15 protein-coding genes are annotated in these 18,715 nt (G+C 33.6%); 7 read left to right on the top strand and 8 right to left on the bottom strand.

Annotation, left to right across the window (positions count from 1 at the left end; translation table 11 throughout):
* Position 1: 1 nt before the first annotated feature.
* From nqrE to RH82_RS12865, 5 genes are read right to left on the bottom strand one after another with little or no spacing between them, the layout of a single operon-like run.
* The gene (gene nqrE / locus RH82_RS12885) at positions 2-736 is read right to left on the bottom strand and encodes an NADH:ubiquinone reductase (Na(+)-transporting) subunit E (protein WP_081979257.1); all 735 of its coding nucleotides are present in this window, start codon (positions 734-736) and stop codon (positions 2-4) included.
* 37 nt (positions 737-773) lie between these two features.
* A complete protein-coding gene (locus tag RH82_RS12880) occupies positions 774-1,418 on the bottom strand; it encodes an NADH:ubiquinone reductase (Na(+)-transporting) subunit D (protein WP_034061325.1) in 645 nt (214 codons plus the stop codon).
* A gap of 1 nt (position 1,419) precedes the next feature.
* Entirely contained in the window at positions 1,420-2,217 is a 798-nt protein-coding gene (locus tag RH82_RS12875) for a Na(+)-translocating NADH-quinone reductase subunit C (protein WP_034061322.1), read from the bottom strand.
* A gap of 2 nt (positions 2,218-2,219) precedes the next feature.
* Positions 2,220-3,434, bottom strand: a complete 1,215-nt coding sequence (locus tag RH82_RS12870; RefSeq protein WP_034061320.1) for an NADH:ubiquinone reductase (Na(+)-transporting) subunit B — start codon at positions 3,432-3,434, stop codon at positions 2,220-2,222.
* The gene (locus RH82_RS12865; protein WP_034061317.1) at positions 3,434-4,789 is read right to left on the bottom strand and encodes a Na(+)-translocating NADH-quinone reductase subunit A; all 1,356 of its coding nucleotides are present in this window, start codon (positions 4,787-4,789) and stop codon (positions 3,434-3,436) included. Before RH82_RS12865 ends, RH82_RS12870 begins: the two co-directional genes overlap by 1 nt.
* 192 nt (positions 4,790-4,981) lie before the next feature.
* Between RH82_RS12865 and RH82_RS12860 the strand changes: the two genes are divergently transcribed.
* From RH82_RS12860 to apaG, 3 genes are all read left to right on the top strand, one after another.
* On the top strand, positions 4,982-6,232 hold the full coding sequence (locus RH82_RS12860; protein ID WP_034061315.1) for a type IX secretion system plug protein: 1,251 nt from the start codon (positions 4,982-4,984) through the stop codon (positions 6,230-6,232).
* A gap of 26 nt (positions 6,233-6,258) precedes the next feature.
* Positions 6,259-7,500 carry a type IX secretion system plug protein gene (locus RH82_RS12855; protein WP_034061312.1) on the top strand — a complete coding sequence of 414 codons (1,242 nt, stop codon included), beginning with the start codon at positions 6,259-6,261 and terminating at the stop codon, positions 7,498-7,500.
* Between the two features lie 95 nt (positions 7,501-7,595).
* Positions 7,596-7,982 carry a Co2+/Mg2+ efflux protein ApaG gene (gene apaG, locus RH82_RS12850; protein ID WP_034061309.1) on the top strand — a complete coding sequence of 129 codons (387 nt, stop codon included), beginning with the start codon at positions 7,596-7,598 and terminating at the stop codon, positions 7,980-7,982.
* Here apaG and RH82_RS12845 read toward each other — a convergent pair.
* The gene (locus RH82_RS12845; protein ID WP_034061306.1) at positions 7,979-8,986 is read right to left on the bottom strand and encodes a DUF6695 family protein; all 1,008 of its coding nucleotides are present in this window, start codon (positions 8,984-8,986) and stop codon (positions 7,979-7,981) included. The genes apaG and RH82_RS12845 overlap by 4 nt on opposite strands.
* Positions 8,979-9,704 carry an NRDE family protein gene (locus tag RH82_RS12840; RefSeq protein WP_034061304.1) on the bottom strand — a complete coding sequence of 242 codons (726 nt, stop codon included), beginning with the start codon at positions 9,702-9,704 and terminating at the stop codon, positions 8,979-8,981. Before RH82_RS12840 ends, RH82_RS12845 begins: the two co-directional genes overlap by 8 nt.
* A gap of 157 nt (positions 9,705-9,861) precedes the next feature.
* Between RH82_RS12840 and pruA the strand changes: the two genes are divergently transcribed.
* Together pruA and RH82_RS17890 are read left to right on the top strand one after the other, a co-directional pair.
* Positions 9,862-11,490, top strand: a complete 1,629-nt coding sequence (pruA, locus tag RH82_RS12835; RefSeq protein ID WP_034061302.1) for an L-glutamate gamma-semialdehyde dehydrogenase — start codon at positions 9,862-9,864, stop codon at positions 11,488-11,490.
* 215 nt (positions 11,491-11,705) lie between these two features.
* A complete protein-coding gene (locus RH82_RS17890; RefSeq protein WP_156112476.1) occupies positions 11,706-14,594 on the top strand; it encodes a lipase family protein in 2,889 nt (962 codons plus the stop codon).
* Between the two features lie 356 nt (positions 14,595-14,950).
* Here RH82_RS17890 and RH82_RS12825 read toward each other — a convergent pair whose 3' ends face one another.
* Complete coding sequence (locus RH82_RS12825; protein ID WP_052158331.1) at positions 14,951-16,255, bottom strand: Omp28-related outer membrane protein; 1,305 nt, start codon at positions 16,253-16,255, stop codon at positions 14,951-14,953.
* 141 nt (positions 16,256-16,396) lie between these two features.
* Between RH82_RS12825 and RH82_RS12820 the strand changes: the two genes are divergently transcribed.
* Entirely contained in the window at positions 16,397-16,876 is a 480-nt protein-coding gene (locus tag RH82_RS12820) for a TlpA family protein disulfide reductase (RefSeq protein WP_034061301.1), read from the top strand.
* 33 nt (positions 16,877-16,909) lie between these two features.
* Positions 16,910-18,706, top strand: coding sequence for a DUF6029 family protein (locus RH82_RS12815; protein ID WP_034061300.1), 1,797 nt, complete (start codon positions 16,910-16,912; stop codon positions 18,704-18,706).
* Positions 18,707-18,715 lie beyond the last annotated feature (9 nt).

The raw sequence follows: 18,715 nt of genomic DNA, 5'->3' as shown, positions 1-18,715 counted from the left end.
ACTACTCTACTATTTTAGTGTTATCTGCTAATTTTTTAGCATCTTCAGTTTTTACTTCTTCAACTTGTGCTGTTGGCTCTGGAGACACCTCTTCTTCATCTCCTCCTGTTAGCATACCACCAAAACTTAAAAAGCCTATGCCCATTAAACCTGTAATGATAAATGTAATTCCTAATCCTCTTAAAGGTGCCGGTACATTAGAATATCTAATTTTTTCACGAATAGCAGCAATAGCTAATATTGCCAAAAACCAACCTATTCCAGACGACACACCATAATTTACTGCTAAACCAAACGTTTCAATTTCACGAGATTGCATAAATAATGAACCACCTAAGATTGCACAGTTTACTGCAATTAATGGTAAGAAAATTCCAAGTGAATTATATAATGAAGGTGAGAATTTCTCTACCACTATTTCTACTAATTGTACCATTGTTGCAATAGTTGCAATAAACATGATGAAAGAAAGGAATCCTAAATCCATTCCAGAGAAACCTTCTCCATTTGAACTTCCATCTGCCCAAGCTAATGCGCCTGGTTGTAATAAGTATTGGTCTAATAGCCAGTTTAATGGCACCGTAATGGCTAATACAAATATTACTGCTGCTCCAAGCCCAACTGCTGTTGCTACTTTTTTAGAAACGGCTAAGTATGAACACATACCTAAGAAAACCGCAAACACCATATTGTCAATAAATATTGACTTGAAAAATAATTCTAAATGTTCTATCATTTTTATATTTTTTTAAAATTCAGGATAACACGTTGTGTTAATCTTCAATTAAAGCTTTATTTCTACTACGTTGTACCCAAATAATTAGTCCTACAATAATTAAGGCCATTGGTGGCATTAACATAAAACCATTGTTTTCATAACCTAATGAATAGACTCCTGTTTTATCAATTGGATCCCCTAAAACAGGAATTCCGAAAAGTGTTCCAGAACCCAAAAGTTCTCTAAAGAATCCAACAATTATTAAAATAACGGCGTAGCCTAAGGCATTACCAATACCATCTAAAAACGATTGCCATGGTTTATTTGCTAAAGCAAAAGCTTCAAAACGTCCCATAATAATGCAGTTGGTAATAATTAATCCAATAAATACTGAAAGTGTTTTACTTAAATCGTAAGCAAAAGCTTTTAGCACTTGATCCACAATAATTACTAAAGCAGCAACCACAATAAGTTGTACAATAATTCTAATTTTTGAAGGAATAATGTTTCTCATTAAAGAGATTACTACATTACCAATTCCTAATACAAACAATACAGCGACTCCCATTACTAATGAAGCTTTAAGCTCCGCCGTAATTGCTAATGCAGAACATATCCCTAATACTTGAATCGTAATTGGATTATTATCTGCTAATGGATCTGTGATTAACTTTGCGTCTTTTTTTGAAAGTAGTCCCATATTATTTTAAGTTTTTAAAGTAAGGTAAATACAATTTTAAATCTTTCTTTATCATTGCAGATACGCCATCTCCTGTAATAGTTGCACCAGCTAAGGCATCAACTTCATTATCATCTTTTGTGAGATTTTTAGGATCGTTATTTCCTTTTGCAACAGCAATACCTTTGAATACTCCAGAATCTGCAAACAATTTTTCACCTTCGAAATCATCCATAAAGTAACGCTGCTTAATGTTAGCTCCTAAACCAGGTGTTTCTCCTGCGTGATCGAAAAACGCTCCTCGAACAACCATGTCTTTATCTAAAGCAATAAAACCCCAAATAGCATCCCAAAGTCCTTTTCCTCTTACTGCAGTAACATAAACTGTTTTACCGTTTTGTTGTCCTTTAAATAATGGTAAAAATCTAGATTCGCCATTTTTCGCTTTCGTTTGCTCTTTTTTAATATCTATTAAATAAGGCTCTTTTCCTGCGCCTTGAGCTTTAGATTTCATAAACTCTTCACGGGTCATTTCTTTTAAAATCTTTCCGCCTTTTACTTCCAAAACAATTTGTTCTGAAACGTTAGTTGCAAAAGCATCTACTGCTTTATCTTTAGAAACAAAAGTAATATCTCCAGTACCTTCATTACCATTAACTCCCATAGCATACAGAATGTTCTGTTGCTTTTCAATCTCTTTATTCTTCGTAATTGCAGGCTTTAAAGAAGACGCTGTAAACGCTAATAATGAACCTACTACTAATACCATTGCGATTGCAAATAGTATTGTATATGAATTTTTATCTGTATTAACTGCCATAATTATGCTGTTTTAACTTTTAAACGTTTCATTCTGCGTTTCACATTTCCTTGAATCACGTAGTGATCAATTGTTGGCGCAAATACATTCATTAACAAAATTGCTAAGAATACACCTTCTGGATAGGCTGGATTAAAGACACGAATCATTATTGAAATGAAACCGATTAAAAATCCATATATCCATTTCCCTTTATTGGTTTGAGATGCTGTAACAGGATCTGTAGCCATATAAACAGCTCCAAATAAAATACTACCTATAATTAAATGTTGCCAAAATGGGATATTCATTAATCCGTAAAATTTACTAGATTCTCCAATCCATTCTGCCGATACGACACCATTAAAAATTAAGCCCATTGTTAAAGCCCCAACTAAAGTTGAAAAGATAATTCTCCAACTTCCAACCTTAGAAAATATAAGTATGGCTGCTCCAACTAAAATCAAAAGTTTTGATGTTTCACCAACCGAACCTGGAATAAACCCGAAGAACATATCCATTAAATCGATATTAGGTAATGTATTGCCCTGAGCGTAAGCGCCAAGTAGTGTCTCTCCTGAAATGGCATCCGGAGTTCCTGCTAATTCAGTAGCTCCATGTACCCAAACTTTATCTCCAGACATCCAAGTAGGATAAGCGAAGAATAAAAACGCACGTATTGTTAATGCTGGATTAAGAATGTTCATTCCTGTTCCTCCAAACACTTCTTTCCCTATTACTACACCAAAAATTACTGCAACAGATAACATCCATAATGGAATATCTACTGGTACAATTAGTGGCACTAACATTCCTGTTACTAAGTACCCTTCTTCTACTTCGTGTCCTTTAATTACTGCGAAGATAAATTCGACTAATAAACCAACACCATAAGAAACGATTACTAACGGTAAAACCGTCCAAGCTCCAATAACAAAGTTATCCCATGTTATAAAGTTCCCTAATAAAGAAACTTCTCTTACAACACCAGCAGCGGCATCAATTGCCGAATAATGTTGGTATCCTGCGTTAAATATTCCGAAGATTAAACATGGAACCATCGCCATAATAACGATGTTCATGGTACGCTTTAAATCGTCGGCTGCCTTGATATGAGTTCCATTATGTGTGGTCTCATTCGGCAAGTATAAAAAGGTATGGATTGCATTAAATGCAGGAGCCATTTTTGTACCTTTATACTTTTCTTTTAAGTTATGTAAATTACTTTTTAAACCCATTATCCTATCTCTTTTAGCATTAAGTCTAAACCTTTTCTAATAATATCTTGGTGTGGTTGTTTAGACACACAAACAAATTCTGTTAAGGCGAAATCTTCCGGTGCAACCTCGTACATTCCTAAAGCTTCCATTTCGTCTAAATCCTGATACAAGCAAGATTTTAATATTTGCATTGGAAAAATATCTAAAGGAAAAACCTCTTCGTATGATCCTGTTATTACAAAATTTCTATGTTCTCCGTTTGTATTGGTATTTAACTCGAATTTTTTATTTGGTGTTAACCAAGAAAAAGTTAACGCTCTTGAAGTCGATACTTTATTAAAAATTGGTTTGTTCCATCCAAAAAATTCATAATCATCTCCTTCTGGAATTACAGAAATCACATTACTGTAATAATCTAAATTACCATCTGGCTTCACTTGTTTTCCTGACAAAACGTTCCCAGAAATGATTCTGTCGTTTCCATCTTTATCCACACCATTATCATAAACCATAGTTGCTATTTCACTTCCAATCTTGGTTTTAAAATAACGTGGCTTTTTAACTGATGATCCTGCTAAAGCAACTAAACGCTCTGCATTAAACTTTCCAGTTAATAATAGTTCACCAATAATAACCAAATCTTGAGCAGCAACAGTCCAAACTGTTTCTCCTTTATTAACAGGATCTGTTTTATTTATTAATGTACCAACGTTTCCTGATGGGTGCGGTCCAGACACATTATGTAAAGTAATATTAGATAATCCTGCCAATGGCGAATTTCCGTTTTTACCCACACTAACGTGCACTTTACCTTCGGTTAATTTAGCTAGTGCTGAAACTGCTGCTTGTAACTCTGCTGCTTTACCCTCTAAAGTATAATCCAAATCTGCAGCTAAAGGCGCACTAGAATAACCAGAGATAAAAATTGCTTTTGGAGCAACTTCTGGATTTGCTATCACATCGTAAGGACGCTGCTTTACAAATGCCCAACAACCTGAAGCTAATAATCTTGCTTTAATATCTTCGGCTTTAGCTGAATCTACTTTTAAAGCTCCAAAATCCTCAAAAGATTGCTCTTTGTCTGCTTGAATTTTTATTGAAAGAATTTTACGTTTTTCACCACGAGCAATTTCAATAACTTCTCCAGAAACTGGTGAAGTAAATTTTACGCTTTCGTTGGTTTTATTGAAAAACAAAGCCTGTCCAGCTTTTACTTTTTCACCAACTTTAACGGCCAATTTTGGAATTACACTGTGAAAATCTTCTGGTCTAACTGTACAAGTGTTGCTTATTATGGCCTTTTCTACTGCCTTTTCTGCTGCACCTTTCAGTTTTATATCTAGACCTTTTTTAATCTTAATGTCGTTTGACATAGGTATAAATCTATTTGTTAATAGTTTAGTAATTCAATTTAAACACCTAAATAGGCTGTCTAAAAATCGGTGCAAAAATACGAATTAATAATAAAGATTTCATAATAATTTATGAGATTTTTGGAGACTTACTTTAAAGTTAAAAAATAGGCATGGATTTTGTTTATCTTTACAAACAGAAAACCGCACCAAATGGCAATTAGCATTAAACAAATTTTACTTTCCTTATTCATTACAACTTCAGTTTTTGCTCAAGTTGAAGAAATAAATCCTCCAGATTATATAAAAACAATCACGTTTAAAAGCCAAAGCAGCTCCCAGGCAGAGTTACCAATAATAAAATTAAATGAGCCGTTCTATCTAGAATTTGATGCGATAGTAGAAAATGAACCCGATTTTTATTACACCATTGAGCACTATAATTACGATTGGACAAAATCTATTTTAGCAAAGGCTGAGTTTCTTTTAGGTTTAGATAATTTAAGAATTATTAACTACCGAAATTCTTTTAACACCTTTCAATTATATTCTCATTACAGATTAGATCTTCCAAATAAACAAACTCAAAAAATAAAGCTGACTGGTAATTATTTAATTACTGTTAGAGATGAAGATGACAACATCGCTTTTACCAGAAAATTTATTATTTATGAAGATTTGGTAACTGTTAATCTTGATATTAAACGTTCTAGAAATGTCTCTAAAATTGATAAAATGCAAACTGTGGATATGGAAATTTCAGGAGCTCTAAAATTCAATAATCCTTCTCAAACAGTAAACACAACAATTATTCAAAACAGAAATTACAATACAGCTATTAAAAACCTAAAGCCGCAATATATTGTTGGTGATAAATTAATATATAGATATACAGATGAAACAGCGTTTCTTGGTGGCAATGAATTTCTGTTTTTCGAAACCAGAAGCCCTAGAGCTGCTCTTAATGGCGTAGCATCAACCAGACTTAAAGACATTAACAATAGCTATCTTAGAACAGATACAAGTCGTGCAAATTTAGACTACACGTACAATCCAGATATTAATGGGCGCTTTAAAATAACTGCTGTTGATGCAGATGATGTTACCGTTGAAGCCGATTATATAAACGTTCATTTTTCTCTAAATATTTCAGAACTAGATAAAGGCGAACGCATATTTGTTTATGGGAACTATAATAATTATGCTTTAGAGGATAACAATGAATTGATATTTGATGAAGAAAGTGCCAATTATATTACCACTCTAAAACTTAAACAAGGGTTTTATAACTATCAATATGTTATTCTAAAAAAAGACGGGTCTTTAGATCATGGAAGCGTTAGTGGCGATTTTTGGCAAACAGAAAACAACTATAAAGTTATTGTTTACTATAGAGATTTGGGCGCACGATATGATAGAGTTGTAGGTTTTAGTGAGATCTCATCAACAAGCATAACAAACTAAACAGCAATATTATAAAACTGTAATTTATGCGAGTATTTGCTTTAATACCCTTTTTCCTTTCGTTATCAGCTTTTGCTCAAGTTGAAGAAATAAACCCTAACGAAGAAATAAAAACCATCACTTTTAAAGGAGACACACCCGAAAGTCAGTTGCCCATTTTAAAACTTGGAGAACCTCTTGTTTTAGAGTTTGATGTTTTAAATGGAAACGAAGACGATTACTATTATGAGATATCTCATTATAATTACGATTGGACACCTTCTGTTTTAATGCAATCAGAATACTTACAAGGTTTTAACGAACAACGTATTAGAAGATGGGATAATTCAATTAACACCTATCAAATCTATTCACATTTCACCTTATCAATCCCAAACGAGCAAACGCGTGCGATAACAAAGTCTGGAAATTATCTTATTACTATTTATAATGAAGATGACGATATTGAGTTTACTAGAAAATTTATGATTTACGAAGATATTGCAAATGTTGGTGTTGCAATTAAGCGTTCGCGAGAGGTTTTAGATATAAAAGAAAAACATTCTGTGGATATCGCTATTAGCTCTTCTGTTTTAAGGTTTAATAACCCATTAGAAACGGTAAGAACAGTTATTATTCAGAATAATAATTTAAATACGGCTATCAAGAACGTTAAACCGCAATACATTTTAGGAAACCAATTACAATATCGATATGTAAAAGAAACTAGTTTTTATGCTGGAAATGAATACAAGTATTTTGAAAACAAAAATTTAAGAGGCGCAAATATTGGTGTTCAATTTATTGAATTAAAAGACCTCTACAACAGTTACTTGTATAAAGATGTATCGCGCGTAAACCGAGCATACACGTACAATCCAGATATTAACGGAAATTTTTTAATTACAGCTTTAGACACAGACAACCCAACTATTGGTGCAGACTATGCGCAAGTACATTTTACATTGGAATTAAATAAACTAAGTAATGGACAAACTTTACATGTCTATGGTAATTTTAATAATTACGCAGTAGAAGAAAGCACCCAATTAACTTATTATAAAGATGAAGGCACCTACGAAGGTAAACTGCTTTTAAAACAAGGCTTTTATAGTTATAAATACATTGTAAAAAACAAAGATGGTAGTATTAATGAAAATGCTATTAGTGGTAATTTTTATCAAACAGAAAACAGCTATAAAGTTCTAGTGTATTATACAGATTTAGGCGCTAGGTACGATAGGATAATTGGTCTTGGAGAAGGCAACTCTGTTAATATCACAAATTAAACCGCAGTAAAAGTTAAAACAAACTTAATTGAGTGCTACCATAGTGACAATTAATTTAATATTAGTACTTTAGCTCAGCATATTCAAAAAGAGAAATGGTACAACAAGTAACAAAAGGCATAAAAATTTCGGTAGAGACCAATTTTGAAGGTACATTTTATAAAAACTATAAAATACACTACGCTTTTGGATATAAGGTTACTATTAAAAACCAGAGTAAAGACGCTGTGCAGCTCAATGCAAGACATTGGATAATTCTTGATGCACTAAATACTATTGAAACTGTTTCCGGAGAAGGCGTAATAGGAAAAAAACCTGTACTTAAGCCTGGAGAGTCCCATACTTACTCTTCTGGATGCTTACTTAGATCTCCTTTTGGTGCAATGCAAGGCCACTACAGCATGGTTAACTTTACGACTACAAAAAAGTTTGATGTAACTATTCCTTCTTTTAAATTGAGTGCGCCTTTTGCTATAAATTAGAGTTCTTTTCTATTAAATCTAAAAACTTTCTCATTCTGTTTTAAATGAAAAAAAGAGCAATTTGAATAGTGTACAATTTGGTAAGACTTATTATAATCAAAACTTGAATCTTCACTAATATAAATAGCATCACAATCTATATTTCCATACGGAGAAATACGTCTGTAGCGATATTCTATTAGTGCTTCTGTTTTAAAAATCTCATACCAAGCGCCGGTTCCAATTCCAGATAACCATTGGGCTTTTTCATGAAGACCTTCAACAATTTTAGGCTTAAGTTTTCCTTCATGATTAGGTGTATGATCTCTCAATCTATCTAAAAAACATTTTAAATTCTCACTTTTCTGTGAGCCTTTAAATTCTGAAATATCACCTTGATCTGAAACCTCAAAAGGATAATCTCCAGTATTAGCGCGCAAAACATTACCAACAGTACTTGGTGTAAACCATTTCGAGTTTTCTATTGCTTTTTTCCTTTTGCCATCTGTTAACGAAGCAATCAAACTATCTGTTACAAACCGAGCACAATTAGAAGCTTCCTTTGTAAAAGCTGCATAGTGAATAAATCCACGATTTTGTATTTTAGTTATATATATTCTTGCTTGTTGATAGTCTATAGTATTACAAACTGAAGCCACTAACCTTCCTTCTCCATGTGTTAATTTTGGATTGGTTGCCAAGAATTTTAAAATAACGCCAAGATTTAAAATTCTACCTTCTTTGATTTCTGCAATAAGCGGAATGTGCAATTCGTTATCTGTATGAATTCCACGAGCCCGACCATAAGGTATGGTAGTAATATAACGACCAAAATCATGATATTCCAAAACACCAGTCTTTTTATCTATTAAAACCAAAGCTGCATGTCCAGCGCGAACACTCGTTTTGTTTCCTACACCAACGTATTTTAAAAAAGGAGAATACCACTCTTGAGTATGAGAGACAATGGTATCTGGATACGCCAGTGAAATTATTATACCTGTATTTTCTTCAGAATTACTCATCTATAGTTTCGGCAAGATTAATAATTTTGGAAGTTTTTTCTGAAGTATTCAAATTATAAAACTGCATTTCTATTAAAGCGTCCGTTTTTTCAATTTGGGTAATACTTGTCGTTTTTACAAAACCACGGTCCATTACAACTCCATAATCATTATTACCGCTTCCCGCAGTTTTATGGAAGTCCAACAATGCCTTAGAAGACCATTCGTTATTAGATATAAAATCTTCAAACCAATCGCGTCTTGCTTCTTTTTTGTCTTCAGAATATAAGGTAGAAGAAGACCATATTTTTGCTTCCAATGGTAATTGTTGAAAATGCTTTTGCTTTTCATCCCAAACTAATTCATAGAATTTCAAATCTGTATTCCAGTCCGCAATTACAATGGTAAATGGTTCTATATCTTCAAAGTTATAAGATGCTATTGTCGCTTCAATATCTTCCGTAGTTAATAAATCGGTAACCACAACGCCTCGACTTTGTCTGTACTTTGGTTTTCTTTTATGACCTTTAAATCCTCCATTTAAAAGACAAACTATTCTATTTTCATCACTTGCACCAATCCAACTACCACCAGACTGCTCGTCTTTAGGCATTAGTAATTCAGTATTGTCAAGAATATAAAAAGCTGGAGATAACGCATTTCTATTCGGCGCTTCATCCCTATTCGAGGTTAACACAAAATCTTTATTTCCTTTATAAAAAATACTTACTGTACACATATACTCACAACAAATAGGTTTTCGCTCTTTATAGACAGAAAACGGAATGGCAACTTACAAAAAAATAAGAATTCTTTGGCATTTCCATCAGAAAGAAATACTTAAAAATTTTGTAAGTTTGTACCTCTAAATTTAGACAACTAAAACAAAACATAAAATGGGAAAAGGATTTTTTAATGTACCAATTGCAGTAAACGAACCTGTAAGAGCTTATGCTCCTGGATGCGAACATCGTGAGGCTATTTCTAAAGCTTACAAAGAAATGTATAACGGCACTTTAGACGTACCAATGTATATTAATGGAAAAGATGTAACAACAGGAAACACGAAGCCAATGTCTCCACCACACGACCACAAACATGTTGTTGGACATTACCATTTAGCTGAAAAATCTCATGTAGACGAGGCTATTTCTACTGCTTTAGAAGCAAGAACAAATTGGGCAGAAATGCCTTGGGAACATAGAGCCGGAATATTTTTAAAAGCTGCCGAATTAATTGCTGGACCCTACAGATCTAGAATTAATGCAGCCACAATGATGGCACAATCTAAAACAATACATCAAGCAGAAATTGATGCTTCTTGTGAGTTTATAGATTTCTTACGCTTTAATGTTCAGTTCATGACAGACATGTACCACGAACAACCAGAAAGTACAAGTGGTGCTTGGAATCGTGTTGAATACAGACCTCTTGAAGGTTTTGTATATGCCGTAACGCCTTTTAACTTTACTGCTATTGCTGGAAATTTACCAGCTTGTATGGCCATGATGGGTAACGTTGTCGTTTGGAAACCAAGTGATTCTCAAATCTATTCTGCTAAAGTAATCATGGATGTTTTTGAAGAGGCTGGAGTACCTCCAGGAGTGATAAATGTTGTTTTTGGTGATCCAGTAATGATTACAGACACGGTATTAGCGAGTCCAGATTTTTCAGGATTACACTTTACTGGCTCTACTTATATATTTAAAGAACTTTGGAAACAAATAGGAAACAATATTCACAACTACAAAACCTACCCAAAAATTGTAGGTGAAACTGGTGGTAAAGATTTTATTGTTGCACACGCATCAGCTAACCCTGCGCAAGTAGCAACGGCTATTGTTCGTGGATCATTTGAATTTCAAGGACAAAAATGCAGTGCCGCTTCTCGTGCTTACGTTTCTAAAAGTATCTGGAAAGATGTAAAAGATCAAGTAGTAAGAGATGTAAAATCTTTTAAAATGGGTTCTCCGGCAGACATGGATAACTTTGTAACTGCTGTAATTCATGAAGGTTCTTTTGATAAATTAGCAAAATACATTGATCAAGCAAAAGCTGACAAAAACGCAGATATTATTGTTGGTGGTGGTTACGACAAAAGCAAAGGCTATTTTATTGAGCCTACAGTTATTGTAGCAAACGATCCAAAATACATAACCATGTGCGACGAGCTATTTGGTCCAGTGATGACTATATATGTTTTTGAAGATGATGATTTTTCTAAAACATTAAAATTAGTAGACGAAACTAGTGACTACGCATTAACAGGAGCTATTTTAGCACAAGACAGATACGCAGTAGTTGAAGCGACGAAAGCATTACAAAACTGTGCCGGAAACTTCTACATTAACGATAAACCAACAGGAGCTGTTGTAGGACAACAACCATTTGGAGGCGCTAGAGGCTCTGGAACAAACGACAAAGCTGGAAGTATTTTAAACTTACAACGTTGGGTATCACCAAGAATGATTAAAGAAACATTTGTAACACCTACAGATTATAGATATTCTTTCTTAGGAGAATAATAGACCTAACAAATTAAGTCTTAATATAAGTTATAAAAACCTCAAGTTTAGACACTTGAGGTTTTTTTGTTTTAATCGATAAAAGGATTAAAAAAATCGTTTCAAATCAATTATCGCTAATTTTTTACTAGTTTCTTTAAAACATTCTTAAAAAAAATCTAAAAAGTTTATATTTGTTTCACTTGTACCCGTTAAAATCGCAAAACAACAACCACATGAAAAAAATTTACTTTATACTGTTTTTCACAGTAAGCTCCTGTTTATTTTCCCAAGATAAACTTAGCAAATTAAACACATCAGAAATGGAAACTTCCATTCTATTTACATCCTTTCCAGTTATCGATATTAAGGAGTATCAAACAAGTATAAATACTACGTATTCCTTTTACCAAGCCTACAAAGCTATTGCTGAAAACGATTCTAAGGAACGCCTATCTAACTTAGATCATTTAAAAACAGAAGCTAAAGAAGGTTTTACAAATAAAATAGTGTCTTTAGGTATTTTAAATAGTGCTTTCGAAGTTATAAAGCCAGATGCTTTTGATAATGGAGATTTAACAATTGATGCAGAAGGCTATTTAATAAAAACCTCAAATGCTGCTTCAATCTACAATAAACATGAATTGGCAATTGTAGCACCACTTCAAATAAAACATAAAGGTCTTGAGGTTAATTTCTCTCTTTCCGAAGACAATATATTCAACACGTCTTCTAAAACAATCACAAATATAAAAGTTGATTTTGGAGACGGAGAAGGCTTCAAAACTCTTTCTGAAAACAATAACAGCATTGTGAATTATACTGAAAAAGGCTCTAAAACGTTGATCTCAGAATTAACGTTTTCAGACGGTACATCAAGTACTAGTAAATCTTCAATAGATGTTAATTATTCTAATGCCGATTTAAACACGCTTTTTAATCGGGTTATTAATACATTCGAATCAACAAATACAACAGCTCCACTTTTAACACCTTACGGAGAAACTGATCTTTTAGGCACTGGTGAATACGAAATATTTTTAAGTGCAGATAATATTCTGGATAAGCCTATTTTTTTAATAGATGGTTTCGACCCTGGAGATGGAAGAGATATTACTGGCTTATATGATTTATTGAGTTTTGATGATAATGGAACAGAATCTAACCTTGCTGATGTTGTTAGAGCAGAAGGGTTTGATGTTGTTATTTTAAATTTCCCTGTTTACACAAGAGCTTCAGATAACGCAATTGTCGATGGCGGCGCAGATTTTATTGAGCGTAATGCTATGCTTTTAGTAGAGTTAATAAAGATTATAAATAACCAAAAAATAGGAACTGAAGAAAATGTTGTGATTGGACCGAGTATGGGCGGGTTAATTTCACGCTATGCATTAAACTTTATGGAAAACCAAAATGAGGCTCATGAAACGCGTTTATGGCTATCTTTCGATTCTCCTCACAATGGCGCTAATGTGCCCATTGGATTTCAATACTTATTTAACAAAATGGCTTATGGCTTGCAATTAGGCGGTTTCGCTGGAGACCAAAGTTTAGAAGCACTTAGACCTTTAGTGGATGATTTTTTAAGATCTCCTGCTGCTAAACAAATGTTAGTAGATCATTTTGATGCGCATATTACTGCTGGAACAGATTTTGACACAGCTTTAATGTTACCTCAAAAACATCCATGGAACGATATATTTTTCAATGGATTAGACGGTATGAGTGGCTTAAAAAACTTAACTGCTTCTGGTTTTCCAGAAAACTTAAGAAAAGCATCTATGATTAACGGTAGCGGAATCGGTAGTCCATATCAAGACAAAAACGGAATGGACATTGCTCCAGATTTCTTAGCTTTAAATGTTGATAATTTAGTTATTGGTTCTGGCTTAACATCTGCTGATGGTGATTTTACAGCTCGTTTTACACCTCTTGCTGGACTACAAAATACTACAGGCTCCATAGATATAGACGCTCCATTTTTATGTTTTTGTGACTTTAGCGCCAGCGCTGCAGTACAATCAGAATCATTTTCTAACGGTGTAGATGCTGCTTCCGGAGGTTTATTTAATATTGGAGGACTAACAGGATCATTAGGAACAGACCCATTAATTATTGGGTTTCTAGCAGGCTTACAAACCGATTTCTTTAACTTTATCCCTACAGTTAGTGCTATGGCTTTAGAAAATGATGGAGAAATTGATTGGTTTCACGTTCCAAATAACCTAACAACGTCATCACTTACCGTTACAAACGTAACACCTTTTGATGCTTGGTATATGCCAGACGACAATGAAGGCCACGTAACATTAACTAGTGCAAATGTTAACTTTGCTTTAGACGAAATAATTATTAGATCAAGTCTGGCTAGTAAAGCTTATTTACAAGGCGCTTTATTAGGAAGTACAGATAACATGATGAGAGACGATTTACGTGTAGCAGGAATAATACCAACTACAAGTCCTTATAGTGATGGCTTAACTATTCCCGCTTCTGTGCTAAGTGCAACTGGAAATAACGCTATTGTAGACTGGGTTTTTGTTGAACTTCGTGATGCTACTAGTAATACAACTATAATTGCTAGTCAATCAGCATTATTACAAAGAGATGGCGACATTGTAAATCTAGATGGCATCTCTAATCTTCCATTTAATAACATCCCAGCAAACAGTTATTTTGTAGCCGTAAAACAAAGAAATCACCTGGCTATGATGTCTAATACAGCGATTCCTTTATCTAGAATTGCGACTACTGTAGATTTTACAGATGCTAATAACCAAATTACATTTGGCACAAATGCTCAAACTACATTTGGAGTACCAACTAATAAAGTAGCAATGTGGGCAGGAAATGTAAATGGTGATACCGTTATACAGTATTCTGGCACAAACCCTGACTCGCCTAGTATTCTATCTGATGCGCTAAACGCTGTAGGGAATTTTTTAAATCTACCTACTTACATTGTTAATGGTTACAATTTAAGTGATGTAAATATGAATGGGGACACACAGTACACTGGCACAACACCAGATACTCCATATATTTTACAAAACACACTTTCCCATCCCGGAAACTTTTTAAACTTAAGCACCTTTAGTATTCAGGAACAATTACCTGAAAATTAACAAAAAACATAACTTTGGATCTGCCTTGGGATTCCTTACGGTAAACCGGATTTGTTTCTCATGTAATTTAAAGGTCGTCTAAAACTTTAAACAACAATTCCCTTTAACACTAGACACAGGATAGTTTACAGAGAAACACACGTTACTTTAACTTAAGAAAACACAACTTTAACAAAGAGTGAGTTACACCAAACAACACGCTTAGTGCAAATACTTTTGAAACAAATTGAGTTAAAAGAAACAATAGCTTCTTCTGATTCAGTAACAATATTAGTTCTAAAGTACTAATCTTTTTAAACCAACAAAAAAAGGCTTCCAAAATGGAAGCCTTTTTTATATAGACATTAAAACAAATATTAGTCGAAATCTTTATTCTCTCCTAAAGATGCTTTTTGAACATTTAATACTTTATTATCTGTCCCTACAACAAATGCAACTAACTCTAAGTTCGCTGTGTTTTGCACACTTGAGGGAACAGTTAAATTATAATTCGCTGTATAAGTACTTCCTGTATTTGCATCTGCAGCAGGAATTACATCACCAAATATATCTGTAAAAACAGTACGTGCAACATGATCGTGTACAAAACCTACGATTGGATTACCTGTTTGGTACCATTCACTAGAAGTATCTCCATTATAGTAATTTACTTGGTTATAAACCAACCCGTTTTCTAATAAGTAAACTACAATTCTATTAGCATAACCTATCTTTAAATCGTAATGAACTTTCACTTCCGCAGTAATTGAATTACCCGAAAGAGAAGAGTTTATTGCTAATCCCATGTGTTGTCTCGTACTTAAATAACTAATAGGTTGATTAGTAGATTCATTCCACTCAATAGTTCTATTCACTTTCCCTGTTGGAAAACCAGTAACACCAAAAGTGTTTGCCATTTGATTAACATATTGGAATTCCATTTGGCTATCATCATGCACTGCAACGGGTATAACATTAGCATTCTGGTTAACCACGTTTTCTAAAGCAGTTGCTAATCTTGGGCAATATCCACACCATGTTCCAGTATAGTCTTCAATCATTACCTTAGTTGTATGCGTAGATGCAACAGCGTTTAGAACTACAGTATTAGACGTTATTGTAGTATTATCTGCCAATGTATAAGTTGCTATAGCATTGTAAGTACCTGCACTTGCAAAAACAGCAGGATTAGTTAATGTACCAGACTCCGCAGTATACACTACAAGTGCTGTTACGTTATTACCCAAATCGTCAGTTACTACAAACGAAGCACTACCGTCATCAAACCAAAAATCATTTACATTTGTAGTCATTATTAAAGCAGTAGGTACTGTTGCTACTCCTACTACTATTGTAGTAGAGCTTGTAAAAGTTCCATTTGTTGCCGTAACTACAAAGGTTCCAGAAGTATCAAATGTATAAGGGTTTGTAATGACCGTTCCATCAATTGTAAACACTGAACTAGATGTAATATCTACTCCTTGATTATTAACAACACCAAATGTTACAGATTCGCCAACAGAAATAGTAGAGACGTTTCCTTCAACCGTTATAGAACTGGCTGATGCAGATCCACCTCCACTTCCACTACCTTCACCATTTCCATCATCAGAACTACAAGCAAATGCAAAAACCACAAAGGACAATACTGCTAACTCTTTTAAAAAATTTTTAACTCTCATTTTTGTTGGGATGTTTTTATTGTTAAATGATAAAGAGCCACATAATTGTGACTTTTTAAATGAAGTCCGCAATTTATAACTTATTTATTAAAACATTCAACAAAAAAAACACTAATTTTATCAAAAATTTAACAATTCCCCATGAAACAATTCATTTTTATATTCGTTGCCGCAATGAGCCTCAATCTTTCTGCTCAACAAACATTACCTAAAGCAGAAATTAAAACTTTAGATGGCACTGCAACCACTTTACAAAAAATTAGCAAAGACAACGATCTAATAGTTGTCTCACTATGGGCAACTTGGTGTGTGCCTTGCAAAAACGAATTAGATGCCATAAACGATGTGTATACAGATTGGCAAGATGAAACCAATGTAAAAGTATATGCGGTTTCTGTAGACGATTCTAGAACAGTTAGTCGTGTAAAGCCATTAGTTAATGGAAAAGCATGGGATTTTGATATTCTTTTAGATACCAATAATGATTTAAAGCGAGAATTAGGAGCAGCAACAGTACCACTTACTCTAATTATTAAGAACGGAAAAATTGTTTACAGACATTCTGGCTACACTCCTGGTGCTGAAGACGATCTATTTGAAGAAATAAAAAAACATTCTTAAACCTACAATTCCAACAATCAACCAATTTTTGACATGAAAAAAACCGCAATTTTATTTTTGCTAACACTTCCTATATTAGTTTTTGCACAAGAAAGTAACACAGAAAACAATTCTGTATTTAATCAATTTTCAAATAACCTTTCAGGCAATCTAGAGTCCAATGCACAATGGTACACTAACGATGCTACATTAGGCCCTTTTGAAGATCCGTTATCTCAATTTGACGTAAAAAATGAGCACGTTAGAGTTAATAGCTACTTGCGCTTAGATTATAGTTTTTTAGATAATTTTACAGTTGGTTTTCAAGCAGAAAGCTACGAACCTTTGCCACTTATTAATTACTATCCAGAATATAACGATACTCAAATAGCAACCTATTATGCTAACTTTAGAAATAAAAAGTTAGACATAACGGCAGGCTATTTTTACGAGCAATTTGGTAGTGGTTTATTACTACGCGCTTTTGAAGAAAGACAACTTGGTTTAAATACTGCATTAAGAGGTGGACGCATTAAATACACACCTACAGATTACATAGATGTTACAGCAATATATGGACAACAACGTATTGCATTTGATGTTTCAGAAAGTGATATTTTTGGTATTGATACCAATATTGATTTCACAAAAATATTAGAAATCAAAGGCTTTAGCCGTTTAAATTTAGGTTTAAGTTATGTTGGAAAAAAAGAAGATTTCACAGCTCCCATAGATAATGTTGATCCAACAAATATTTTTGACACTACAGATTTCCCAGAAATGATTAATTCTTATTCAGCTAGACTAGATGTAGATTTTGGAAACGTTTACTTTAAAACAGAATACGCTTTAAAAGGAGAAGATGTTTCTTTTATTCCTCCTGCACTGCCGGGAACAGGTGTTATTGAAGGTAAATATTTTGATGGTAACGCACTTCTTTTTACTGCAGGATATAGTAAAAGAGGATTAGGGATTAGCACTACTTTTAGACGTATGGAAAACATGGTTTTTACAGCAGAACGTAATGCCGCCGATATTTCTACTCTAGAGTTTCAATTTAACATGCAAAACGTAAATTACTTACCAACATTAACGAAGCAACAAGATTATTCTCTGGCAAATATTTACATCTATAATGTTCAACCTGGTTTGTTTTTACAAAATTTTGGTGGTCAAGCTGGTGAAATAGGAAACAATTTAGATATCTTCTATAACTTTAAAAAAGGCTCTGCTTTAGGTGGTAAATATGGCACAAAATTTACTGCTAATTTTGCGTATTGGGCTTTATTAGATGCAGAATTTGACCAAGCAGAATCCACCTATACAGCTGAGTTTTTAAAATTTGGCAAACGCTTAAATAGAGATTTCAATTTTGAAGTAAGAAAAAAAATATCTAAAAACTGGTCATCTATTTTTACTTACATCAATTCTATTGTTGACAAAGGTGTTGCTTTAGGAGGTAATTTAGGTACAGATGGAAATATAAAATCTCAGATTGTAATTGCAGATGTTACACATAAATTAGGCAACGGACGCTCTTTTAGAATAGAAGGACAACACCTATGGACAAAAGAAGATAGAAAAAACTGGGTTGGAGGAACTTTAGAGTACGTTGCAAGTAGAAGATTAGCTTTTTACGTGACAGACATTTATGATTATGGCAACGACAACGAATTTAGTACTGAAACAAAAGCGCATTACTATAATGCCGGTGGTAGTTATACAAAAGGAGCGACGCGTATTGCTGTAAATTATGGAAGACAACGTGGTGGTCTTCTATGTGTTGGAGGTGTTTGTAGAATTGTGCCTGAAAATACTGGGTTAACATTAAATATTGCCACTTCATTTTAGAGTTAAAAT

This window comes from Lacinutrix jangbogonensis, assembly GCF_000797445.1.
GTDB classification, from domain to species: domain Bacteria; phylum Bacteroidota; class Bacteroidia; order Flavobacteriales; family Flavobacteriaceae; genus Lacinutrix; species Lacinutrix jangbogonensis.
The sequence above is the reverse complement of the archived record's forward strand: the minus strand, read 5'-3'. Positions and strand labels throughout refer to the sequence as shown.